This is a genomic window from Enterococcus crotali, assembly GCF_000633635.1.
Classification (GTDB): Bacteria; Bacillota; Bacilli; order Lactobacillales; family Enterococcaceae; genus Enterococcus_L; species Enterococcus_L crotali.
On sequence record NZ_AYPQ01000001.1, the window covers coordinates 1 to 25,662 of the forward strand.

Here is a 25,662-nt window from a genome sequence, read left to right on the forward strand (position 1 = left end):
CGCGCCTTTAATACCTTTCGCATCAAAGAGGTTGCCCGATTAAGGCAAGATAATAAGCATAATTTAGCCAATAAAATTGAAAAGTAATTGGCGATTTTTTATTGAAAGATCGTGCCAACATTAATCATTCAACTTACAAAACATGGCGCAGTTTTAGAGCTAACTATTCCTTATCTGACAGAAGCTATGATGATTGATCGACTCCTTGATTTTTCTCCAGCACTGCGTTTTACGTATCAAGTATTTCATGAATTAACAGAAACTTTCCGAAGGAAAGATCATGAACAATTCTTTGAACAATTACGCTCTCTTCCAGAGGAATTGGATGAGACCTTTCGTACAACTATTAGCCACTTACTCTCTTATGAAGAAGGGATTCGTAATGCCATGATTTACCCTTATTCWAATGGRAAGCTGGAAGCMATGAATACACATATAAAGACATTGAAACGTGTCTCTTATGGTTTTAAATCCTTTCAAAATATGAAAACACGAATTTTTCTTATGAATGATTTGATAAAAATGACATAACAAAGAAGTTGGTTATCGAAAGCCTTTCTCTTTCAATAACCAACCTCCTTATTTCTACTCATCAGTCCGATTTGACAAAGAGCCAACATTTCAATGTTTGTTATGGATTCTTTTTTTTAGATCGACAATATATTTCAATATTAACGATATTGTTTTGATATAAATCTTATATCAAATTTTATAAATATATCTTTCTAAAGATTGGTTGACGAACAGTACTATAGACTGTATACTACTGTTGTAAGTTAGTTATTGTTTTATAACGACTACAGAAAAAGGGATATGAAATAAGAAAGGAAGATTATTAATGAAAATGAAAAATTTGACAAAATCATTACTTGTAGCAGGAGTAGCTTTATCAGTTGGTGTAACAGCTTTTTCGGGAGGAGTAGCAGCAAGTGCTTCAACTGTGATTTCTGAAACAGCGTACGAGAAAATCGTTAGCTTTACAAAAGAAGATTTAGAAAAAGCAACGAATGAGCAATTAGATTTGGCATCAATAAATCATGTATATACGTCTTTAAAAGATACAAAAACTTGGGTGAAGTTAGGCTATAATTCAGCTGATGCTAAAAGAATCGCAGATCGTTTTGTTCAAAGTCAATATCAAGCGATCGGAATTTTGACTGATATTGCACACAATGAAGGTTTATCTTTGAAAGTAATAACTGTGAATAAGCCTTATTTTAATACTGTAAACATTGGAACAGTAGGAGAAATCACAAATCCGGAAACAGGTGAATCAAACACTGAGGATTCTGGGGCAACAGAAGAGTCAACTTTGGAATCAACTGAGGAAAGTAACCAAGGAACACTAAGCAAAGCTGTAAAAGAAATTGATATTGAAATTGAATACAAAAACAAAGAGATCGAATTAGAATATGACGTAAAATCAAATGGTACAGTAAAAGCAAAATATGTTAATGAATTTACAGGTGAAAAAACTGAAGGAGCTAAAGCACAAAAAACAATCGAAGCCCTTTTTGTAGGTTTAGATGCTAAAAATAGCAGTAAAACAGAAATCAAAAATCATGTGATCAGTAAACTTAATGCCAGTCAAAAATTCAAAAAATTTGATTTTAAAGTAAAATTTGCGGATAAATCAAAAGTTGATTTTAAAATCAAATAATCTTTAAACAATCAGTCGGAAGAACGTGACGGATATGAGGATGGATTCCTTTTATTTTGTCAATTATCCGAATTTGGAAAGATGGAACAAAACTGTTGGCGGTTTGTTCCATCTTTTTTATACAATTATAAGAATCAAGCAATAAAAATAAATCAGTTGAGCGGGCCTCTTTTTTTAGATCCAGTACAAGCTCTTTCACTTATAATAGAAATAAGTTAAACTAAGCTTTGGAGTTCAAAAAAGAAACCATTACATTTGGAAGGCGGCAATCTGACTTGGGAAAAACAAATCAGTTTAAAAAAGGTGTTTTAGAGCTGTGTGTATTATACCTATTACAAAATAGAGATCGCTATGGCTATGAGTTGACACAAAAAGTTGATAAATATATTTCACTGACAGAGGGAGCTTTGTATCCAATTTTAAGACGCCTAGTCAAAGAAGGATATTGTGAAACGTATTTAAAAGAGTCTTCCAATGGGCCGGCAAGAAAATATTATAAAATTACAATTGCAGGTAGAGAGTACTTAACCGATTTGGAATCGGAATGGACTATTTTTGTAAAAAATGTATCGTTGATAAAAATGGAGGAAGATAATGAAGAAGATTGAAGATTTCTTTGAAGAAATGAAATCTCATTTTTTAGAGAGTGATATGGATTCATTTAACGAAATCAAGGAGGATTTAGTCGAACAGATAGACATTCAGTTAGATGAAGGTAAAACAGAACAAGAGATAGTAAAAGGATTAGGTGATCCAGAAACAATAGCTGCTTCATTTTATGAAGACCAACGATTAGATAAAGCATTAAAAGCAGAGACCGATATTATTGCTGTGGAAGATGTAAAGAAAGTCTATAAAAAAGACCAACAATTAAAACGTAAAAAGCAATTGAAAAAGGCTAAACTAATTTCCTATCTCATTTTGGCTATTTTGTGTTCAGTTCTAGTGATTTATTTGTTCAGTTTTGCGATGATTTATGCTGTTCAAGAGGGCTTCTTTGCAATTGGTCCGATTAGTTTAGCACTTTTTTTCTTATGTGTTTTATATTATTTCATTTGGTTTCTTAGAGGGAAAAAAATGTTACATATTCGTGCGATTTTTCTACTTAGCATCATCAGCTTATTCGTTAGTGGCGTGACTTTATTTAGTGGTCAATGGTTTTACGAAGGGAACTACTATAAGAAAGTATTTGAACTGGAAGAATTGACTAAAGACAAAGCTGCCTTTTTTTCTGAATATCCAGTTGAAATAAGCACGATACCGATTGGCAATGATGAGACACCAAAGGTTGAAATCGAAGGGTACTTAAAAAAAGCAGATGAAGATAAACTAGTGACCACATCTGAAAAGAAAACCACCATTCAACTTGGAACGAAAGATTGCTTTGGTCTATTGAAGCGTATGGAAAAAAGTGAAGTTATATTTTATTTACCACAAAAAGAGCCATTTGTTGATGTCTCATTTACTCTTAATCAAGGAACAGTTTTTTTAAGTCACCTACAAGCTGAGAAATTAACAATCAATATCGAAGCTGGTGAATTACGTTTAAATGATATTTACTCTGACCAAATTAATATTGAGAGTGATAAAGCAGAGACAACAATTTCTAATTTTTATGCCGATATTCAACTTAATAACAAACAAGGCAAGTCTATTTTGAAAGAAGGACAAGGGGAAATCGAAGTAACCTCTCAAGCAGGATTGATCAATTTAAATGATATAACAAGCAAAAAAATGACCATCAAAAATGAAATTGGGAAAAACGTCGTTAGTTCAAGTGCAATCGATTTATTGGCTGTTTCAAATAGGGAAGGTATTACTATAATAGAAAAACAAATCGGTAAAACAGCGATTGAAAATGAAAACGGAAAAATAGTTTTGACGGATCTAGAAGGAAACTTGACACTAAATAATAAAAAAGGTCAGGTCATTGTCTATGAAGAAAACCCGCTTGATGCTGTTATATATAGTGATACAGGCATTGTTAAATGGATTCAAAACTATAATTCAGCCGTTGATTTTGAATTGTCGAGTGAATCTGGAAAAGTGAGCAATGAATTTGAAAATAAACAAGACGCTGCTTACAAAGTGTCGATTAAGACGAAGACAGGCGATATTCGTATTATTGAGAAAGACGAAAAGCAATAAGCAAACGAATCATTTAATCCAAAAATCAGCATGGACATATAAGGATGAATTTCTTGTGTTTTCATGCTGATTTTAAGTGATTGTGTAAAGGTTCAAATAGGCTTTGGCCAATGTTTTTAGCTACGAGAACCAGGTAGGTATTTTACAATAATAGTTAACTGCGGTAGGCTTTTGGCGAGAAAGCAATTACTCCCATCACGTAGCAATAAGGGAGAATTCACGAAAATTGCCAAGAATCATGTAAGTTTATAAACGAATGATTCTTGGTACTTACTTGGTATTCTTCAAACTAGCAATACTCAATAATCTTGGCTTATTCCGAAGACCTTCAACGCTTAGAGCATAGCTCTTAGAAGTTGATGTAGTCGAAACGGAGTGTGGTCTCTTTTTTTCTATCCGTTTATTTGAGCTTTTTGTCTAAATCCTAAGAAAACCTGAACGAAAGACTAGAAAGGTTAGAAAAGCTTTCTTTGATACGCCCGGAATGTTATAATTAGTAAAATGTTTCCAAAGGAGCGCTAAAAAATGGCTGATAATTTACAATTAGTGATAATTACTGGAATGAGCGGAGCAGGGAAAACTGTGGCCATTCAAAGTTTTGAAGATATGGGGTATTTTTGTATTGATAATATGCCTCCAAGCTTGATTCCTAAGTTCTGGGAGTTGATCAAAGAATCTGGGAAAGTAACAAAAATCGCCTTGGTGATCGATTTACGTTCCCGCAATTTTTTTAGAGAGATTCAAGATATGTTAGTTGAACTTGAAAATACGAATCTGATTGATACAACAATCATGTTTTTGGATGCGACTGATGAAGAACTTGTTTCGCGTTATAAAGAGACTCGTCGTGCGCATCCGTTAGCGATGGATGGCCTAATTACAGAAGGAATTAGAAAAGAGCGGGCGATTCTTGAAGAAATTAGAGGGGATGCTCAAGTTGTTATTGATACAACTGATTTGTCCCCTAGACAATTAAGAGAAAGAATCAATGAAGAATTTAAATCAAGAGATACCCATGAGTTTCGTGTGGAATTAGTTTCTTTTGGCTTCAAGTATGGCTTGCCGATCGATGCCGATATTGTGATGGATGTTCGTTTCTTACCAAATCCACACTATATCCCAGAGTTGCGGCCTTTGACTGGACAGGATCCATCTGTTTATGATTACGTCATGAGCTTTCCAGAGACGGAAAGTTTTTATACTCGTTTTATCGATTTGTTAAAAAATGTGATGCCTGGCTATGAAAAAGAAGGAAAATCAAGCATTACGATTGCTATCGGTTGTACTGGAGGACAGCATCGTTCTGTGGCTTTAACTGAACGAGTTGGTAAAGATCTGGAACAAGACTATCATGTTAATATTACGCATCGCGATAAAGGGAAGCGGAAAGAGACGGTGAACCGCTCATGAAAATGAAAACGTACCGTATTAGAAAACCCAAAATCGTCGTTGTCGGTGGTGGGACTGGTTTACCCGTTATCTTAAAAAGCCTTCGTAATCAAAGCGCAGATATCACAGCAGTCGTAACAGTGGCCGATGACGGCGGCAGTAGCGGTGAAATTCGAGAATCAATGAATATGACACCGCCTGGAGATTTAAGAAACGTATTAGTGGCACTTTCTGATATGCCTCAGTTGTATGAGGATATTTTTCAATATCGTTTTGATAAATCTGACAATTATTTTGCCAATCATGCCATCGGCAATTTGATCATTGCAGCTGTTTCTGAAATGCGCGGCAGTACCTATGAGGCTATTCAGCTACTTTCAAAGATGATGCATGTGGACGGTCATATTTATCCTTCGTCAGAACGACCATTGACTCTTCATGCTGTATTTAAAGATGGCACAATCGCAGTCGGTGAATCCAATATTGCGGTCGACCGAAAAACGATCGATCATGTTTTTGTGACTAACACGAATGATGATGAACAGCCAAAAGCTGCTAGAAAAGTGGTAAAGGCGATCGAAGAAGCGGATATGATCGTGTTAGGACCTGGAAGTATGTTTACAAGTATTTTACCTAATCTGGTAATCAATGAGATCGGTGAAGCAATCATCAATGCAGAGGCTGAGGTTGTGTATATTTGTAATATCATGACTCAAAAAGGGGAGACCGAGCATTTTAGCGATGCAGACCATGTGTGTGTATTACATGAACATCTAAAAAGCAAATTTGTAGATACAGTTTTAGTGAATACTGAAAATGTACCAGAAGGCTATATGGACCCAGAAGTCTATGATGAGTATCTAGTCCAAGTAGAACATGATTTTAAGAAGTTAAGAGATGAAGGCTGTCGTGTGATTTCAACTGATTTTCTAAAATTACGAGATGGCGGTGTTTTCCATGATGGTGATAAAGTGGTGGATGAACTATTCCGTATTGTATTTGGCGCGAGATATTAAAGAAAAGATAGAGAGGAGGAGAGATAAGTGTCTTTTGCAGCAGATGTAAAAAAAGAGCTGACCACTTTAGAAGTTCATCGGGAACATGCTAGAGCAGAGTTGGCTGCATTAATCCGTATGAATGGTTCATTAAGCATTGTGAATCAACAATTTGTATTGAATGTTCAGACAGAAAATGCCGCGATTGCCAGACGAATCTATTCTCTTTTAAAAGATCATTATGATGTCCGTTCGGAATTACTAGTTCGAAAGAAAATGAAGTTAAAGAAGAACAATGTCTATATCGTTCGCTTAAAACAGGGCACTAAAAATGTTCTTGCTGATTTGGATATATTGGATGGAATGATGTTTAATACACATGTGTCAGAGGATATCATAGGAAATGCCCAAAAAATGAGATCCTATTTAAGGGGTGCTTTCATGGCTTCAGGGTCTGTTAATAATCCAGAAACTAGCCGTTATCATTTGGAAATATTTTCGATTTATGAAGAGCACAATGATGATATTTGTCAGATGTTGAACTATTATGACTTAAATGCAAGAACATTGGAGCGAAGAAATGGTTATATTTCCTACCTAAAAGGGGCCGAGCGGATTGCCGATTTTCTAACGTTGATTGGTGCGACAAACTCAATGTTAAAATTTGAAGATGTTCGTATCGTCCGTGATATGCGTAATTCAGTGAATCGATTAGTCAACTGTGAAACGGCGAATCTTAATAAAACAATCGATGCTGCGTCAAAACAAATCGATAATATTCAGTATATCGAAAGTACAGTAGGCTTAGCGGCTTTACCAGGGAAATTACAGGAAATCGCCGAATTACGTTTGGAGCATCCTGAAGTGAGCTTAAAGGAATTAGGTGAGATGATTCCTTCTGGTGCAATTTCAAAATCTGGGATTAATCATCGGATTCGTAAAATCAATGAGTTCGCTGATAAACTAAGAGAAAAAAGCGCGTAACTTCTTATGAATTGCTATGACGAATAGCAGAGAGTTTGGTGAATAGAATGGGCGTAGAAGATAAAGATTTTATTATGAGACAAATCAAACAGCTCGGAGAAGGTCTAGGAGATTTTCTTGGAAAAGAAGATGTAGATAAGATTTTAGGCTTTGGAGAAGATGCACAAAACGAAGTGGAAGATTCTACAGCTGAAAAGAAATCACGTTTCACTTGTAAAACTGAAAAAATGAGACAAAGCCCGAGTAGCTTTGTCTCATTTTTATTTACCTTCTATATAACCAATTAATTCTTCTTTAGTAACAGATTCGTCAAAGATATGTTCACCGATCACGATCGTTGGGACAAACTTGATATTTGCCGCTTCTGCTTCAGCAATTATGTCTTGAACGATCTTAGTTTCTTCTTTTTTAGACAACTGCAAATTATCTTCAGCAAATACTGCGACATCTTCTAAAGAAAGATTTCCCCATTGATCTTGTGTATCGTACATTTGTTTCAAGTCAGTCAAGCCCTTTTCGGGTAAATCATAATTAATATGATGATGCATCACGTTTCCACGTTGCAAGCTTTCCTTTTCTTTATCTAAAAGTTTGATGATTCGTTGCACTTTGCCTTCTTTGACGTATTCATTCAATAAATCAAAAGACTCCTCAAACCATTTTTTACAATACGGACAACGAACATTCATAAATTCGACCATTTTTATTGGAGCTGAATCTTTTCCAATGGCTAAACCATTTTTTGTAGTAACCTTTGTTGCATCAATAACTGAAATATCCATTTTACTAACATCCTTTCATTTCTTCTATCTTTAGTGTAGCGCTTTTTAGCTAGAGTTTAAATAAAAATGCCCAAAAATTTCAAAAGAAATTTCGGGCATCGATCGTATTACTTACTTAAAGAGCTGCTGTTTTCCATTACTTCATCGATCAAACCGTATTCTTTAGCTTGTTGAGCTGTCATAAAGTTATCACGATCCGTATCGCGTTCAATCACTTCAAGTGGTTGACCAGTACGCTCTGCTAAGATTTTATTCAAGCGATCACGTGTATCAAGAATGTGTTTCGCTGCGATTTCGATCTCAGTTGCTTGACCTTGTGCGCCGCCTAATGGTTGATGGATCATAATTTCAGCATTTGGTAATGCAAAGCGTTTGCCTTTTGTACCAGCTGTTAGTAAGAAACTTCCCATAGAAGCAGCCATTCCGAGAACGATTGTTTGAACATCAGCTTTAACAAAATTCATTGTATCGAAAATCGCTAATCCAGCAGAAACACTTCCCCCTGGTGAGTTGATATAAATATAAATATCTTTTTCAGAGTCTTGGGCATCCAAAAATAGTAATTGGGCAATGACTGAGTTGGCTACATTATCATCGATCGGACCACTTAACATAATGATTCTATCTTTTAATAGTCGTGAATAAATATCATAGGCTCTTTCTCCACGAGATGATTGTTCAATAACTGTTGGTATTAAATTCATAGTATATTCCTCCTATATAAAAACTCTTCAAACTATTTTATCACAAAGCATACGGTAATGCCTAAAAAAAGTATACTTTATTGGTCAATAAAGGTCAACCTTAATGCTCTGAAAAGCCACTCAAAATGAACCAGTATATGGTTTTAAAACCTTCATTAAAGAATGTACACAATAGTTGTTATGAAAAGATCAGGAGAGAGGATGATTAAACTGAAAACTAAGCAAAATAACTTTTAATTTTTTTGTTTTAGTTCTCTTTTTTTTTACGCTTGTGAAAGAATATGTTATACTGAAAAAACAAGAACGAAAGGGTGAGGGAATCCGAATGGTTGTTTTTATCGCAGGTATGACCGGTGTCTTGATTGGTGCAGTGATTGTATCAGTTGGTGTTGCGTTACGTGTAACATATGAAGAACGAAAAGCAGTACGTTATCGAGAATTAGAAAATTTCGTCAAAGAGATAGAAACACTGAATCTTTTGAACAAGAAAATTAATGAGATTCTGCAGAAAAGAGATATTTATGTAGATAAATCCGTGAATTTTATCTCAATGGATGACTGTTATATCAGCATTGATGATTTTATCTATTTAGAATCGTTTTCAGCTCAAAATAATTTCTATTTGCCTACATATTTGATTGAAGAGTTTTTCAAAAAGATTGCCCATAGAAAGGTGATCCTGACTCCTGATGAAGTGATTTCAATGGGAGGAAGCACCTATAAAGGCGGTCGAGTTATCTTAGAAAGCTTCTCAGAAGAGCTACTTTCGATCATTGAAGATAAGAAAAGACAAATGAAACGTTTAACACATAAGCCCCTCTATTACTTCCAAAAAGGCTAAGACACTCGAATAACGACTGCTCACGCAATAATGAGCAGTCGTTTTTTTTTGATTTAATTTGATGAGAAAATATTAGGAAATAATTTGGACTTAAAAAGGGAAATCAACTTTTGAAACCGCTTCACTTCAATTGCAACGAAAATGAAAAACAATAAGTAAGAAAGGAAATACAAACGTTTTTAGAATTTTCTGAATCTTTTTACCAAATTTTATTGACATTCTCATTTATTAGGTTTATAGTTAACAAAAGCTTTTATTTATCACATGCTATTTTAATCTTTATAGATTTTTTAAAAGAGGAGACCATTGCCATGAAAAAGACAAACAATCACGTATTAGTCATTATTTTATCGTGTAGGACTTAGAACACTGAGAAATTTCGCAGATGTTAGAGTCCTGTTTGTCTTTGGTAAATGGGGGTCTTACTAAAGCATCCCATTCAATCGATGGGGTGCTTTTTTTGTAGAAAGTATTGTAAAGAGGCGAGCAGAATAAATAAGAAAACGAAACAGAGGAATTAGAACTAGTTCTTCTAGAAACGACTGAATTGGAGTGGATGAAAATGCGTAGTGATCAAATAAAAAAAGGAATTGAAGCAGCACCGGCCAGAAGTTTGCTTTATGCGACAGGTCAGGTGAAAAATGCCAAAGATATGCAAAAGCCGTTTATAGCAATTTGTAATTCTTATATCGATATTGTGCCAGGTCATGTGCATTTAAGAGAATTAGCCGATGTTGCCAAAGAAGCAATCCGTGAAGCTGGAGGTATTCCTTTTGAGTTCAATACGATTGGGGTAGATGATGGAATTGCTATGGGGCACATAGGGATGCGTTACTCATTACCTAGTAGAGAGATCATTGCGGATGCAGCAGAGACGGTAATCAATGCTCATTGGTTTGACGGTGTCTTCTACATACCAAACTGTGACAAAATCACTCCAGGCATGTTGATGGCCAGCGTTCGAACGAATGTCCCTGCAATCTTTTGTTCAGGTGGACCGATGAAAGCGGGTGTTGATCCAAGGGGTCATACAACGACACTATCTAATATGTTCGAAGCTGTCGGCACATTTAAAGAAGGCAAAATGACTGAAGAAGAATTTAACTTTATGGAACAAAATGCTTGTCCAACTTGCGGCTCATGTGCAGGTATGTTCACAGCCAATTCCATGAATTGTTTGATGGAAGTTTTAGGGATGGCTTTACCGGGGAATGGAACGATTTTAGCGGTGTCAGACGAGCGAAGAGAACTCGTTAGAAAATCAGCATTTCATTTGATGGACTTGGTCAAAAACCAAGTCAAACCAAGAGATATCATTACTAAAGAAGCAATCGATGATGCTTTTGCATTAGATATGGCAATGGGCGGTTCAACTAATACAGTCTTGCATACCTTGGCAATTGCAAATGAAGCGGAGATTGATTACAACTTAGAAGAAGTTAATGCAATCGCTGAGCGAGTTCCATACCTATCGAAAATTGCGCCATCTTCTGCTTATTCCATGCATGATGTTCATGAAGCAGGTGGTGTTCCAGCAATCATGAAAGAGTTAGTAGACTTAGGGGATGCGATCCATCCAGACCGCATCACAGTAACTGGAAAAACGATTCGTGAAAATGTTCAGGATGCTGTGATCAAAAATGAAGAAGTGATTCATCCAAAAGAAAATCCATACAGCCCAGTTGGTGGTTTGTCTATTTTATATGGAAACATTGCACCAAAAGGCAGTGTGATCAAAGTTGGCGGAGTAGACCCATCAATCAAAAAATTTGTAGGGAAAGCGATTTGTTTCAGTTCTCATGATGAAGCCGTAGCTGCAATTGATGATCATACTGTAAAAAAAGGTCATGTTGTTGTGATTCGTTATGAAGGACCAAAAGGTGGACCAGGTATGCCAGAAATGTTGGCACCAACGTCTAGTATTGTTGGGCGAGGTTTAGGCAAAGACGTTGCTCTGATTACAGATGGTCGTTTCTCAGGAGCGACCCGGGGAATCGCAGTAGGACATATTTCGCCAGAAGCAGCCGCTGGAGGCCCGATCGCATTGGTTCAAGATGGGGATGAAATCGAAATTGATTTAGTCAATCGAACATTAGAATTACATGTTTCAGATGAAGAGTTGGCTAAAAGAAATGACCAATTGCCGAAATTCAAAGCGAAAGTAAAAACAGGATACTTAGCTCGATATACGGCACTGGTAACATCTGCTCACACAGGAGGAATCATGCAGATTCCAGAAGACTTGCTAGACTAGAGGAGGGTAGTTCATGGCAGAACAAGAGAGAAAAATGAAAAATGGTTCAAGGATTTTAATTGATGCGTTGTTGAAGCAAGAGGTAGAGATGATTTTTGGCTATCCCGGTGGAGCAGTGCTTCCTCTCTATGATGCGTTATATGATGGGGACATTCCACATATTTTAACGAGACATGAGCAAGGAGCCGTTCATGCAGCAGAAGGATATGCCAAAGCAACAGGTAAACCAGGAGTTGTCATCGTGACTAGTGGTCCTGGGGCGACAAATGCGATCACCGGCATTGCAGATGCAATGAGCGATTCAATACCAATGATTGTTTTCACCGGACAAGTAGTTTCAGATGGAATAGGAAAGGATGCTTTTCAAGAAGCTGATGTTCTAGGGCTGACAATGCCGATCACCAAAAATAATTACCAGGTTCGGGAGACAAAGGAATTACCGAGGATCATTGAAGAAGCGTTTCATATAGCAACGACAGGCAGAAAAGGTCCTGTGGTGATTGATTTACCAAAAGATATAACCATAATGGAAGCGGCGGTAGATACGGAGGTCAAACTAAACTTACCAAGCTATCAGCCTACAGTAAAACCAAATAAGCTTCAAGTGAAAAAACTGATGGATGCTTTAACTGTTGCAAAAAAACCATTGGTATTAGTTGGAGCAGGAGTCTTGCATGCAGATGCAGGAAAAGAACTAGTGGAATTCATCAACAAATATCAACTACCTGCATTAAGCTCACTACTAGGATTAGGAGCTGTGCCAACAAATAATGAGCTCTTCTTAGGAATGGGTGGTATGCATGGTTCATTTGCAGCAAATATGGCGTTGACTGATTGCGATTTTTTGATCAACATTGGTTCTCGCTTTGATGACCGCTTAGCTAGCGCACCTAAAGAATTTGCGCCCAATGCAGTGATTGCTCATGTTGATATCGATCCAGCTGAAATTGGTAAAACGATCGAAACACAAATTCCAATCGTGGCCGATGCTAAAGAAACACTAAAAGAAATGCTTAAAATCGAGGTAACGTGCGTAGATACTACTGATTGGAAGAAGCTGAATCTTTCACGGAAAAAGCGACATCCATTCAAATATGATAAAGAGCAACAAGCAGAAATCAAACCACAAAAGGTCATTGAATTTATTGGTGAGTTAACAAAAGGCGAGGCGATTGTTGCAACGGATGTAGGACAGCACCAAATGTGGGCTGCTCAGTTTTATCCATTTAAAAATGAAAAGCAACTTGTGACAAGTGGTGGATTAGGAACAATGGGATACGGTGTTCCTGCTGCTATCGGAGCAAAACTAGGTTGTCCCGATAAAGAGGTCGTCCTTTTTGTTGGCGATGGTGGATTCCAAATGACGAACCAAGAGTTAGCTATTTTAAATATATACAATATTCCAATCAAAATCGTGATTTTAAATAATCGCTCATTAGGAATGGTGCGGCAATGGCAAGAAAGTTTCTTTGACGAACGCCGTTCAGAATCTGTTTTTGAAACGCAGCCTGACTTTGTGAAGATGGCAGAAGCTTATCATATCAAAGGAATTAGAATAGAAGATCCAAAAACTGTGGAAGCTGAATTGACTGAGGCGTTTAAAGAAACTGGTCCTTTGTTGATCGAAGTCATGGTATCACCAACGGAACATGTATTGCCGATGGTTCCGGCAGGTAAAGCAAACTATCAAATGCTGGGGGTGGACTAAAATGAGACGAATCATTACAGCAACCGTCAATAATAATTCCGGTGTCTTAAATCGCTTCAGTGGTGTACTGACACGCCGACAAGTCAATATTGATAGCATCTCGGTAGGCCCAACAGAATTGGATGAGGTTTCACGGATCACGATTGTTGTCCAAGTGGCAGATTTAAATGAAAGTGAACAAGTGACCAAACAATTAAACAAGCAAATCGATGTGATCAAAGTTTCCGACATCACAGATGAAGCACATTTAGAAAGAGAATTAGCATTAGTCAAAGTCAATGCTCCAGCAGCTGTTCGAGCTGAACTTTTTTCAGTGATCGATCCATTTCGAGCAAATGTCATCGATGTTGGGACACGCTCTGTTGTGATTCAAGTCACAGGAACTAGTGAAAAAATCAGTGCATTCGTAGATGTCGTTGCGCCTTATGGTATTAAACAATTAGCACGAACAGGCGTTACAGGATTTACTAGAGGCAACAACTAAAAAAGGGTCTTAAAGCATACGCTTATAAGCATAAAAAATTTGGAGGGTTCAATAATGGCAAAAGTATATTATGATAATTCAGTAGAGAACAATCAACTAGAAGGTAAAACAATCGCGATCATCGGCTATGGTTCACAAGGACATGCCCATGCGCAAAACTTAAGAGACAATGGCAATCAAGTAATCATCGGAATCCGTGAAGGAAAATCAGCAGAAGCTGCTCGTAATGATGGATTTGATGTATTATCAGTTGAAGAAGCATCTAAAAAAGCAGATGTTGTGATGATTTTAGCTCCAGATGAAATTCAAGGAGATCTTTATGACAAAGAGATTGCACCAAACTTAGAAGCAGGCAATGCGTTAGCATTCGGACATGGCTTCAATATTCACTTTGATGTAATCAACCCACCAAAAGATGTGGATGTTTTCTTAGTTGCTCCTAAAGGCCCAGGACATCTTGTTCGCCGTACCTTTACAGAAGGATTTGCAGTACCTGCGTTATTTGCAGTTTATCAAGATGCAACGGGAAAAGCGAGTGATGTTGCATTGTCTTATGCAAAAGGAATCGGAGCAACACGTGTTGGAGTATTAGAAACAACCTTTAAAGAAGAAACGGAAACAGACTTATTCGGTGAACAAGCAGTGTTGTGTGGTGGTTTAACAAGCTTGATCGAAGCAGGTTTTGAAACATTAACAGAAGCTGGCTACCAACCAGAATTAGCATATTTTGAAGTATGCCACGAATTGAAATTGATTGTTGACCTTATTTATGAAGGAGGATTTGAGAAAATGCGTAATTCTATCTCAAATACTGCGGAATACGGTGATTACGTTTCAGGTCCTCGTGTTGTAACTGCAGAAGCAAAAGCAAATATGAAAGACGTTTTAACAGATATTCAAAATGGTAAATTTGCTAAAGGCTTCATTGATGATAATAAAAATGGCTTCAAAGAATTCAATCAAATGCGTAAAGAAAATGCTGGACACCCAATTGAAAAAGTTGGAGCAGAACTACGTAAGATGATGCCTTTTGTATCAAGAGAAGACTAAACTAGTAATTAAAGGTTGAGAAAAGAATATTTTTCTCAACCTTTTACATAGTAAGAGGTGAGGGGAATTTGGTGAAATTAACAAAAGCAAAAATCGAAGCAGCATATGATGCACTAAGTAATGTCGTAACAAAGACACCGTTACAATACGATCTATATCTATCTCAGAAATATCAATGTAATGTTTATTTAAAAAGAGAAGATTTACAAAAAGTGCGTTCTTTCAAATTAAGAGGAGCCTACTATGCAATTAAACAAACTTCTCCAGATAAGCTAAAAAACGGTGTAGTTTGCGCTAGTGCTGGCAATCACGCTCAAGGTGTAGCTTATACTTGTCATGAAATGAATGTTGCAGCCACTATTTTTATGCCAACAACAACACCACAGCAAAAAATCTCCCAAGTAAAATTTTTTGGAGGAGATGAAGTAACGGTGCAATTAATTGGTGATACGTTCGATGCATCTGCCAAAGCTGCTAAAGAGTATGCCAAAGCCAATAACAAAGCATTTATTGATCCTTTTAATGATTTAAACATTATGGCTGGTCAGGGAACTGTAGCGGTAGAAGTATTTCAAGAAGCAAAGGATTCGGAATTTCAGGTAGATTATTTGTTAGCAGCGATTGGTGGTGGAGGGTTAGTCAGCGGCGTTTCAGCATATACCAAAAGTGTTAGTCCAACTACAGCTGTCATTGGTGTAGAGCCGCTTGGTGCTCAATCTATGCGGGCGGCCTTTGATCAAGGAAAACCAGTAATGCTAGATAGTGTGGAAAAATTTGTCGATGGCGCAGCAGTTAAACAAGTTGGAGATTTAACGTACGAGCATGCACTTGAATATGTCGACCAATTATTAGCAGTAGACGAAGGGCAAGTTTGTTCCACTATATTAGAATTATATACAAAACAAGCAATCGTTGTAGAGCCAGCAGGTGCCTTGAGTGTATCTGCATTAGAGCTGATCAAAGACGATATCCGAGGAAAGACTGTTGTTTGCATTATCAGCGGCGGTAATAATGATATCAATCGCATGGAGGAAATCGAAGAGCGTTCATTGATTTTTGAAGGACTCAAACATTATTTTGTCATCAATTTTCCTCAACGTCCAGGAGCGTTACGAGAGTTCGTGACGGATATTTTAGGACCTGATGACGATATTACTCGTTTTGAGTATACAAAAAAAGTCAATCGCGGGACAGGTCCAGTTGTTTTAGGAATTTTATTGAAGAATAAAGAAGAATTGCCCAATTTGCTAAATAAAATGGCGCAATTTGACCCTAAATATATTGATTTAAGTGATAATCCTTCCTTATATGCATTACTGGTTTAAAAATGACTGAAAGTATTAAGATTAAAGAGAAATGAATAATAAAGCTAAACAAAAAGTTTTTTATCAACTTTTTGTTTAGCTTTTTTTATAGCAGATGATAACTACATTATATACGAAAAATAGATAAGATCCATTATTTAAAAAAAATAGATTAATTGAAAAAAATGAATAGCTCGATAGACCAAGAAAATCTGAGTCAAAGACTATTTTATATTTATTAAACTGATTTTAAGTATAAAATAAAAGACGGTAAAAGCCACCTTTTTAGGTCGTTTAGGGCACTTTGATTTTGTCCAGAAAAAAATATCTAAAATTTGCTTAAAAAAATTAAAAATCAGAGGAAGAGTCCTTGCCATTTAGTAAGAAAGAACGTATATTAAACTTACTACAACAAATCGGTCAAAAAAAAACAACGACCGTCAAAGAGCATGAGCTAGATAGAAATTTTTTTACACTTCAACAGACCACCTTTTTTGGTCAAACGCGACTTATTTTTTCTATCATCTGTCATTTACACATCATGTTTCCTTTGTTAAAAATTACTCGAATTATAAAAAAGAATACTAGTAAAGTTGGAAAATATAAATGAATAATAAAAAAAGATTAGAAAATCGTCGTTATATTACCGGGTTCGATGGGATCCGAACTATTGCGGTTGTCGGCGTGATTCTCTATCATTTGTTCCCTAATATCATGCGCGGGGGCTATTTAGGCGTCCCTATTTTTTTTGCGGTTTCTGGATATTTGATTACGGATTTACTAAGACAAGAGTGGCTTCAAAATGAAACAATCGATGTTAAAGGATTTTATATTCGGCGAATGAAACGGCTTTACCCCGGGCTTATTGCCATGCTGGTCGGAGCGTCAGCTTATATTGTGTTTTTTCAAAAAGATTTACTTAATAACTTACGTAGCGTTTTTGCCAGCAGTGTATTTTATTATAATAATTGGTGGCAGATTTTTAGAGGGTTCTCGTACTTTGATCGATTTACAACGCAATCGCCATTCACTCATATTTGGTCACTTGCTGTTGAGGCACAGAATTATTTAATTTGGCCGTTGTTATTTATTGTTCTTAAAAAGTATATAAAACACAGTGGGAAAATATTTGGATTGATTATGGCACTGGCTGTTAGTTCTGGGATTTTGATGGCAGTATTGTACACACCCGGAGCAGATCCGACAAGAGTGTATTATGGAACAGATACGAGGTTATTTTCGATATTGATGGGAAGTGGTTTGGCCTTTGTTTGGCCAAGTTTCCGTTTAAAAGAAGAAATTCCAATAAAAGCCAAAACGCTGTTAAATGGAGTCGGTATTGCATCACTAGCCGTCCTTTTGCTCTCCTTTTTATTTTTAGCAGACCATTTTGCTTTTGTATATTATGGCGGTATGTTTATTGTCAGTATTTTCGCAACGTTATTGGTTGCAGTTACTGCTCATCCTGGTGCAGATTTAAATCGTTGGCTGACGAATCCTGTATTTAGCTGGTTTGGAAAAAGAAGCTACGGCATTTATTTGTATCAATTTCCAGTCATGATTTTTTATGAAGCAAAAATCACAAATTTAAGTGATCATGTACTTTTACATTCATTGATTGAGATTGTTTTGATTTTAGGTATCAGCGAACTTTCTTATCGGTTTATTGAAAAACCGCTGGGCAAATTCTATTATCAGTATACATGGTTTGCGATCAAAGACTTTTTCCGCAAGCCGTGGGTTACAATACCAAAAATAACGGCCTTGATCAGTGTTGTCTTATCTTGTTTTGCTTTGTTTGCTTTGGCTGTGGCCCCTTCCAATGAAGTTACTGCGCAACAAGAACAACTTCAAAAAAATATCGAAGCTAACAAAAAGAAGGCTGATCAAAGAAAAGCAGAAGAAAAAGCTAAAAATGAAGGAAAGACAACAGATTCTACCAAGCAGTCTACTGTACCACCACAAGCCAATCTTGATTTGACCCCAGAGGAAATCAAGAAAGCCCAAGGGATGGAGATCACGGCCTTTGGTGATTCGGTTGTTTTAGATGCAGCAGCAGGATTACAAGAAATTTTTCCTAAAATGATCGTCGATGGAGAAGTCGGCAGGCAGTTATACACGAGCACGCCAACCATCGAAAAACTAGATAAAGAAAAGCTGTTGAAAAAAAATGTTCTTGTTGGACTTGGAACAAATGGATCGTTTACAGAAGCCCAATTTGATGAATTTATGACGGCAATCGGTTCTAACCGCAATGTTTATTGGATCAATGTTCGAGTTCCGACACGAAGATGGCAAAATGAGGTTAATGGAATGTTGGAATCGATGAAAAAGAAATATAAAAATTTAGTTGTACTTGATTGGTACGGTTACAGTAATGATCATGAAGAATGGTTTTATGATGATCGTGTTCATCCAAATGTGGAGGGACAAGTAAAATATTCAAGTTTTATTGCAAAGCAAGTCTTAAAATAATTCTGCAAAAAGAGCAACCGAAGTCTTGTTGCTTATTTTAGACAGATTTTAGGTGAGTTCCCCCAGTTCGTAGAATGGGGGTTACTCACCTGTTTTTTATTAAAGAAAAATCCAGAGCTTATGACACTATTAACTGGTAGGCAACACGTTCACCATTATCTACAGGGAGCAAAATATCCCCACAATACATGAAACCTGCTTTTTTTATTAATTGTTGCATAGCTATATTTTTGGGATGCGTATCGATTCTGATATCAAGATGTTCTTTTAATCTAGCAGCAGTAATCAGAAAATTCATTAAAGTCAATGCCAGACCTTGACCTTGATAACTAGGAGCGAGGGCAACACGATGAAGTACAGCATAGTCTCCCGTAGTTTCCTGCCATTGACCGTTTGTGATCTGCTCATAGGGCGCTTCTTTATCTGCTGAAACGATTCCAAGGCCGGCAATCTGTTGATCAACAATCAATAGATAACATTGCTGACTGGCAATATCTTGCTCTAGCTGTAATTTGTTTGGACCTTCGCCATTTTGCCATTGAGGCACTTTATTTTTTTGTAATAGCTGACGAGCAGCCTGAATGATTTCCAATATCTCAGGTAGATCAGTTGTTGTTGCTTTTCTTAAATAGATAGCCATGATACATACCTTTCTTATGTGAGAGTAATTATTAATTTTGGTAAGATGTCTCAGGTTTTAACTGATAAATTTTAGAAGGACGTCCAATGCCTACTGGTCGTTCTCCGATTTCTTCAAAATGATGGAGCATCGCCTTTTTAAAGTTTGAGTGATCAATTGTTTTATAATCAACGCCGGAAAACTTAGCAAAAACTTTACGGGCTTCTGTGATCGTAAAATCTTTGCCTAAAACTTGCAGTACTTGTGGATCATGTTCCATTTTATTGGCTACACGATTGAAGGCCTTTAAAATGATTTCACTGTGGTCGAATGCTAGTGTATCTTTTCCTGTTGAAGCACCACTAGTCAAATCTAATATAATTTCTACGTCACCGTTTGTAAGTGAAAGGATGTTCTCTTTGCGTTCCATCGTAAACCAGCGAACTTCTTTTGCATCATCTCCTGCAATCAATGGTTCTTCACCAATAAAAGCTAGATAACTAATAGTGACAACCCAACCTCTGGGATCACGGTCTGGTCTACTGAAGCTATGAAGCTGCTCAATATTATCTTTAGAAATAACAACACCCGTTTCTTCTTTTGTCTCTCGCAAGACACTTTCACCAGTTGACTCATTTCTATTGACGAATCCGCCTGGTAATGCCCAAGAGTTTCTATACGGATGTCCTTTTCGTTTGATCAACAATATTTTTAATTGATCTTCTTCTTTGTTATAACACATCAAAACAATATCTACAGTCAGAGAAGGTTTTTCATATTCAGGAAGTTCTTGTTGATGGTACCATTTCAAAAATTCAGTCTCATCGGCTTGCTGCTCATAATATTGCTTTTCTGCTTCCTTTGAACTAAAGTGTGTCAAGTTGCTCATCCTCTCTAAAATTAGATAAAAGTACTTTTTACTTTATTGTATCATTCTCATCAAGAAAAACAACTAAAGACTTGTTTTTTGTTAGTCAAACTGAGTTTTAAAAACAAAGGAATATAAGTGTCTCATTGAATATGATAAACTAAGGATGTCTTCTAGAAAAGAACTAGTTATTGGTAAAAATTGTTGAAAAAGTATAAGGAGTGGCAAAGTTGAATCGTGAACTGCAGCTTAAAGGTGACATTACTTCTCTTGAAATCGAGAAAATAGAAGAGAGTGCTTTACATTTCAATGTGGAACTAAAGTTTTTTTTTGTATTATCAGGTTATTTGGAATTGATAAAAAATGACCGTTGTATTGTTTTAAGAGCTGGTGATGTTTATCTTTTAAATAGAGGAGAATTGGTCAGTATTTTAGGGAGTGAGGATAATCTAACGTTAACACTTACTATGACGCTTGATTATACTTATGAAGAGCTTTTTTTTAGACTAGATCGTCCCTTATCCATGGTTTATAAGAGAGAAGCTTATGAAGAGTTTACAAGTTGTTTAGCGGCATTATTTACTGAAAGTAATTATCAAAGAGCAGGTTATCGTCAATTAATGGATGGCTATACCCACTATTTATTAGGGCTATTAATTCGCTATATTACGATTTCAACAAATCAAATGACCAATGTTGATGCACAGACATCCAATAAAAATGAGGAAGTTCTACAGTATTTAACCAGCCATTATACTGAAAAGTTAAATTTAGATCAAATTGCTGATCATTTCTTTTTGAATAAATATTATTTAGCTCATATATTTAAAGAAAAATTAGGTATTTCTATTGGAAGTTACCTAAAAGAGCTAAGATTGTTTCATAGTGTTCGCATGCTAGAGCAGACAAACGAAAAAATTGTTGATATCGCTTTAAATAATGGTTTTTCAAGTTTACGTTCATTCAATAAAGCATTTAAAGAAAAGTTTGACACTTCACCAGCGGCTTTTCGAAAAAAACGTGATTCTGTTTCTCTTGGTACTGATAAAACAGAACCTAAGCAAGATGTACTACGATTATTGGCACCTTATTTACAAGGAAAAATATTTTCTGAACGAGAGAATGTAATCCAAAAGGTAGAGGTAGATACGAAACAAACGAGCATGACGTATCGTGACATCAAATACATTTTGAAAGCTCAGGTTCAAAATATGAATCAACATTTAACAGCAGTTAGACGCGATTTAGGAATCAAGTATTTTGCTGTAACAAATATCTTGGACAAAATTACCTGGTCATTCGATCAAAAAGAACTCGTCTTATCTTTTTCTAAGCTGGACTATCTCTTGCAACAGATCATTGATCAACACATGATTCCTTATATCCAAATTCAAATCACAGATTATGATCATTGGATAGAAAAAAAGGGACAAACAGAGGAATTATTAGAGATGATCCTGACTAGACTGAAGTATCATTTGGTTAACCGATACTCTAATTTTAAAGAATGGTTTATTGAATTTCGTTGCTTTTACGAATTAGGAGATCATAGTAAGCTGTGCGTACCTTTGGCTGAATTGATTCATGTATTTGATGAATATGAAAATATCATCGTTCATTTTCCGGTGACTCCAAATAAGGCAGTTGAATTTGATTTAAAGCATCCTGATCTGGTGTATTGTATCGACGACAGTATGATCGTGAAGAAACTTCCACGTCAACTATTGCAACAAAGCTTGCATGACGACCATTTTATTGAGTTGATTCGTGGCAGTAGAAATATGCAAGTCCAGATGCAACTACTGCAAAAAGCCCTTATGTTGGAAAAAGATGATTATTTATGGCCGTATTTTGATTTGGCATTAGCAAATTTAACGATTTGGCAATTTATCAATCAGCGACTTAGCGAAGAGCAATATTTTACCCCGATTTCCTTAGATGCTGAAAAAGTATTTGAATATTTTCCTGCTGAACTCGCTGATAAGGTATCTTTATGTACTGAAACAGGTTTAATCAAGGAAAGCTGGTATGCGTATAAATTTTTAAATCGATTATATGAAACAGTCATCTTTAAAAATGATTTTTGTGTGGTAACGAAATCAAGAGAGAATTACCGTATTTTAGGTGCGTACCCTGAAGAAGAGCTAAGTAGTTTTTTTTATCAAAAAGAAATTTCTGATGTTGATGAGTCTTTAAAAAATGCGAAAAGTCCATTGATTACGTTATTTATAAATTTGGTGCAGTTAAAAGGACACTATAAAATTACTAAGCAAGAATTGACACCTGAAATTATCGATCGTAGGAATGAATTGTCAAATATAAGGAATAGTCAAAACTTGTCATCGGAAGATGTCGCCTTTCAAAATGCGTATTCAAAACCTTCAAGGATACTGTCTGAAGCTGATATAAATGGGAGTTACGAGGTGAAAATCGACTTGCCAATTTTTGGAATCGTGATGTTTGATCTGGAAAAAATACAATAGTTGAATACCAGAAATTGCTTTTTGTCTTTTTTTTAAAAAGATAATAAAGCAATTTTTTGCCTATTTTTAACCAAAAATAGCACAGAATAATTGAAAGCGCTATTATAAAATGGTCATATCATAAAGTATTGGAGAGAAAATGATATGTTTGAGTATTTTAAAAAGCGTAGGGGATTGAAACAAGAACTGGTTCAGCAAGTAAAGCAAGCGAAAAAAGAGGAGCAGTCCAGAAAAGCGACATTGAAGAACCTTTCTGAAGATGAGTTGAAAAAAGAAAAAAACAAACACAAACAAAGAAAACAAGAGCAAAAGTCGGCTCAAAAAGCTACGTTCAAAAAAATGACTAGGCAAGAGCGTCGTCAAGCTAAAAGAAAAAATAGAATGTATCGTAAAATCAAAAATAGACCGCGTCGTTTCGTTGGTTGGTCATTAGTTGTTATTATCTTACTTACAATCGTTGTTAAAATCGGACCAACGATTTCTGACATGTATCAGGTGATGTCAGGAAAAGAATTAACTATCACAACCGATAGCAAACAAGCAAAAGCTGCACGAATAGAAGGGGAAAAAGTTGCAGAAAAAATCTCTGATGAAGGAATTGTTCTATTAAAAAATCAAGACCAACATTTGCCTTTAGCAAGTAAGAAAGTTAATGTATTTGGTGTTTCTGCTCTTGATTTACGTTATGGCGGTGGTGGTTCAGGTGCTGCAGACGTGACACGTGCCGTTGGTTTATTTGACGGTTTAAAAAATGCAGGAATTGAATACAATGCCCAATTATATGATTTTTATCAAAAAGTAGCTGAGGATGGTAAAGGAAGTAGTAAGAACGATACGGGAATCGTACAGGTGGTTAAAGGAATGCTCAATAAAAAAGAGATCGATGAGCCTGCCATTGACTACCTAAAAGAAGAGACACTGAAACAAGCGCAAGCATTCTCAAAAGATGCACTGATTGTAGTTTCTAGTGACGGAACTGAAGCAAGTGATCTAACGCATGATCAATTAAAATTAACGGAAAATAAAATGGACCTAATCAAAAAAGTCAGTGAAAAATTTGAAAATATTACGTTGATAATCAATGCTGGAAATGCGATTGAATTAGGATTTATCGAGGAAATTCCTGCAATTAAATCAGTTGTTTGGATCGGGACCCCAGGACCTTTAGGGGCACAATCTTTAGGGAAAATCCTAGCAGGCAAACTAAATCCTTCTGGTCGACTCACAGATACTTATGCGTATGATAGTCAGTCAGCGCCAGCTAGTGTGAATTTTGGTAACTATAAATATGACAACGTTGATAAGGCATTTCTTAATTACCAAGAAGGAATCTATGTCGGCTATCGGTATTATGAGACGTATTATGAAAATGATGAAAAAGGATATCAAGAAGCGGTTCAATTTCCGTATGGTTATGGATTGAGCTATACAAACTTTGATTGGAAAGTAACAAATAAGAAACTGACCAAAGAGCAAATGACCGTCAATATTGACGTAACAAATACCGGTAATCAGGCAGGAAAAGATGTTGTTCAACTATACTATTCTGCGCCTTATAAAACAGGTGAAATCGAGAAATCAGCGATTGAACTTGCAGCCTATGAAAAAACAAAATTACTGAAACCAGGTGAAAAACAAACACTTGAATTAACTTTTGCTACAAGAGACATGGCTTCTTATGATATGTCTGATACACAAGCATATGTTTTAGACGAAGGACGTTACACAATCAAGTTAGCCAAAAATGTTCATGAAATCGTAGAATCCTTTGATTTTGATTTGCCGGAAAAAATGATCTATAAAGAAGATGCTGATACGAATACAGCGTATAAAAATCAATTTGACGTTGCCAAAGGTGAGCTGACTTATTTATCACGGAATGAGTGGAAGAAAACGTATCCATCAACGAAAGAGTTAAGCTATACGGCACCGGAATCTGTTGTTGAGGCATTGAATGAGAAGGTCCAACCATCGAAGGCTAAAATGCCTAATATGGGTGTTGATCATGCCTTAAAATTAGAAGAGCTAAAAGGACTTGATTTTGATGATCCAAAATGGTCACAATTTTTAGATCAGTTAACCTTAACGGAAATGAAAGAGTATGTCACTCATGGTGCTTATACAACTCAAGCTATTGAGCGCTTAGGGATTCCCAAAGCTATTTTGATGGATGGCCCTGCCGGGTTTAGTTTCTTCTTTAAAAAAGTTGAAGCAGCCGCTTATCCAACAGAAGTAGTGATCGCCTCGACTTGGAATAATCAATTAGCGTATGAAATGGGGACCGCTGTTGGTAATGAAGCAAAAGCATATGGAATTCAAGGCTGGTATGCTCCAGGAATGAACTTGCATCGAACCGCTCAAGGCGGACGGAATTTTGAATATTTTTCTGAAGATCCACTATTATCAGGAAAAATGTCTGCAGCAATGATCAAAGGAGCTCAAGAAGAGGGAATCATCGTATTTATGAAACATTTTGCGTTAAATGATCAAGAAACCAATGCTCGTTCCGGCATTATGATCTGGTCTAACGAACAGACCATTCGTGAATTATATTTAAAACCGTTTGAAATCACAGTCAAAGAAGCACAGCCATTAGGCGCGATGTCCAGCTTTTCTTATATTGGCACAAAATGGGCAGGAGGTAATCCAGAGCTTCTAAACAACGTATTACGTGATGAGTGGGGCTTTGATGGTTTTGTTTCCAGTGATGCTGTCTTTGATTTTATGGAAGCACCGACTGCTATCAGGTCAGGGAATGACTTGATGCTGGATGTAATGAGTGCCAGTAAAAATGTCAAACGTTTGAATCAAGCCTATAAAGAAGATCCTTCGGGAATTGCTAATGGACTGCGTGACAGTGTGCATCATATCTTCTATACTTTATTGAAGACTGATCAGTTTGAATGAATAAGAG

20 protein-coding genes and 1 pseudogene are annotated in these 25,662 nt (G+C 36.3%); 17 read left to right on the forward strand and 4 right to left on the reverse strand.

Annotated features, from left to right (window positions below):
• The 8 genes and pseudogenes from V192_RS18815 to V192_RS18820 form a co-directional block, all read left to right on the forward strand.
• A pseudogene (locus tag V192_RS18815) lies at positions 1-531 on the forward strand (transposase); the annotation flags it as partial.
• A gap of 307 nt (positions 532-838) precedes the next feature.
• On the forward strand, positions 839-1,660 hold the full coding sequence (locus V192_RS0100010; protein WP_025868373.1) for a YusW family protein: 822 nt from the start codon (positions 839-841) through the stop codon (positions 1,658-1,660).
• 275 nt (positions 1,661-1,935) lie between these two features.
• A complete protein-coding gene (locus tag V192_RS0100015; RefSeq protein WP_025868374.1) occupies positions 1,936-2,268 on the forward strand; it encodes a PadR family transcriptional regulator in 333 nt (110 codons plus the stop codon).
• Positions 2,255-3,808 (forward strand): DUF4097 family beta strand repeat-containing protein, encoded by a 1,554-nt coding sequence (locus V192_RS0100020; protein WP_025868375.1) that lies wholly within the window; start codon positions 2,255-2,257, stop codon positions 3,806-3,808. Before V192_RS0100015 ends, V192_RS0100020 begins: the two co-directional genes overlap by 14 nt.
• 525 nt (positions 3,809-4,333) lie before the next feature.
• The gene (rapZ, locus tag V192_RS0100025; protein WP_025868376.1) at positions 4,334-5,218 is read left to right on the forward strand and encodes an RNase adapter RapZ; all 885 of its coding nucleotides are present in this window, start codon (positions 4,334-4,336) and stop codon (positions 5,216-5,218) included.
• Positions 5,215-6,213, forward strand: a complete 999-nt coding sequence (locus V192_RS0100030; RefSeq protein ID WP_025868377.1) for a gluconeogenesis factor YvcK family protein — start codon at positions 5,215-5,217, stop codon at positions 6,211-6,213. Before rapZ ends, V192_RS0100030 begins: the two co-directional genes overlap by 4 nt.
• A gap of 27 nt (positions 6,214-6,240) precedes the next feature.
• Positions 6,241-7,176: a DNA-binding protein WhiA gene (whiA, locus tag V192_RS0100035; protein WP_025868378.1), complete on the forward strand. Its 936-nt coding sequence runs from the start codon at positions 6,241-6,243 to the stop codon at positions 7,174-7,176.
• Between the two features lie 47 nt (positions 7,177-7,223).
• On the forward strand, positions 7,224-7,463 hold the full coding sequence (locus V192_RS18820; RefSeq protein ID WP_025868379.1) for a hypothetical protein: 240 nt from the start codon (positions 7,224-7,226) through the stop codon (positions 7,461-7,463).
• On the opposite strand, the gene V192_RS0100045 is transcribed toward V192_RS18820, so the two are convergent.
• Complete coding sequence (locus V192_RS0100045; RefSeq protein WP_025868380.1) at positions 7,437-7,958, reverse strand: DsbA family protein; 522 nt, start codon at positions 7,956-7,958, stop codon at positions 7,437-7,439. The genes V192_RS18820 and V192_RS0100045 overlap by 27 nt on opposite strands.
• Before the next feature lie 107 nt (positions 7,959-8,065).
• The gene (gene clpP, locus V192_RS0100050) at positions 8,066-8,662 is read right to left on the reverse strand and encodes an ATP-dependent Clp endopeptidase proteolytic subunit ClpP (protein WP_010760682.1); all 597 of its coding nucleotides are present in this window, start codon (positions 8,660-8,662) and stop codon (positions 8,066-8,068) included.
• Between the two features lie 325 nt (positions 8,663-8,987).
• Here clpP and V192_RS0100055 point away from each other — a divergent pair, with 325 nt between their 5' ends.
• The 7 genes from V192_RS0100055 (at position 8,988) to V192_RS0100090 (ending at position 18,778) form a co-directional block, all read left to right on the forward strand.
• Positions 8,988-9,503, forward strand: a complete 516-nt coding sequence (locus V192_RS0100055) for a hypothetical protein (RefSeq protein ID WP_025868381.1) — start codon at positions 8,988-8,990, stop codon at positions 9,501-9,503.
• A 562-nt stretch (positions 9,504-10,065) separates the two neighbouring features.
• On the forward strand, positions 10,066-11,757 hold the full coding sequence (gene ilvD, locus V192_RS0100060; RefSeq protein ID WP_025868382.1) for a dihydroxy-acid dehydratase: 1,692 nt from the start codon (positions 10,066-10,068) through the stop codon (positions 11,755-11,757).
• Positions 11,758-11,770: 13 nt separating this feature from the next.
• Positions 11,771-13,465, forward strand: coding sequence for a biosynthetic-type acetolactate synthase large subunit (gene ilvB / locus V192_RS0100065; protein WP_025868383.1), 1,695 nt, complete (start codon positions 11,771-11,773; stop codon positions 13,463-13,465).
• A 1-nt stretch (position 13,466) separates the two neighbouring features.
• Positions 13,467-13,949 carry an acetolactate synthase small subunit gene (ilvN, locus tag V192_RS0100070; RefSeq protein ID WP_025868384.1) on the forward strand — a complete coding sequence of 161 codons (483 nt, stop codon included), beginning with the start codon at positions 13,467-13,469 and terminating at the stop codon, positions 13,947-13,949.
• Between the two features lie 54 nt (positions 13,950-14,003).
• Positions 14,004-14,999: a ketol-acid reductoisomerase gene (ilvC, locus tag V192_RS0100075; protein WP_025868385.1), complete on the forward strand. Its 996-nt coding sequence runs from the start codon at positions 14,004-14,006 to the stop codon at positions 14,997-14,999.
• Between the two features lie 71 nt (positions 15,000-15,070).
• Complete coding sequence (gene ilvA / locus V192_RS0100080) at positions 15,071-16,324, forward strand: threonine ammonia-lyase IlvA (RefSeq protein ID WP_025868386.1); 1,254 nt, start codon at positions 15,071-15,073, stop codon at positions 16,322-16,324.
• Between the two features lie 585 nt (positions 16,325-16,909).
• Positions 16,910-18,778, forward strand: a complete 1,869-nt coding sequence (locus V192_RS0100090) for an acyltransferase family protein (protein ID WP_025868388.1) — start codon at positions 16,910-16,912, stop codon at positions 18,776-18,778.
• Positions 18,779-18,896: 118 nt separating this feature from the next.
• Here the strand turns inward: V192_RS0100090 and V192_RS0100095 are convergent, their stop codons facing one another.
• On the reverse strand, positions 18,897-19,418 hold the full coding sequence (locus tag V192_RS0100095; protein ID WP_025868389.1) for a GNAT family N-acetyltransferase: 522 nt from the start codon (positions 19,416-19,418) through the stop codon (positions 18,897-18,899).
• Positions 19,419-19,449: 31 nt separating this feature from the next.
• Positions 19,450-20,277, reverse strand: coding sequence for an NUDIX domain-containing protein (locus V192_RS0100100; RefSeq protein ID WP_025868390.1), 828 nt, complete (start codon positions 20,275-20,277; stop codon positions 19,450-19,452).
• 218 nt (positions 20,278-20,495) lie between these two features.
• On the opposite strand from V192_RS0100100, the gene V192_RS0100105 reads away from it, so the two are divergent.
• Positions 20,496-22,748, forward strand: coding sequence for a helix-turn-helix transcriptional regulator (locus tag V192_RS0100105; RefSeq protein WP_025868391.1), 2,253 nt, complete (start codon positions 20,496-20,498; stop codon positions 22,746-22,748).
• A gap of 144 nt (positions 22,749-22,892) precedes the next feature.
• Complete coding sequence (locus V192_RS0100110; RefSeq protein ID WP_025868392.1) at positions 22,893-25,655, forward strand: glycoside hydrolase family 3 protein; 2,763 nt, start codon at positions 22,893-22,895, stop codon at positions 25,653-25,655.
• Positions 25,656-25,662 lie beyond the last annotated feature (7 nt).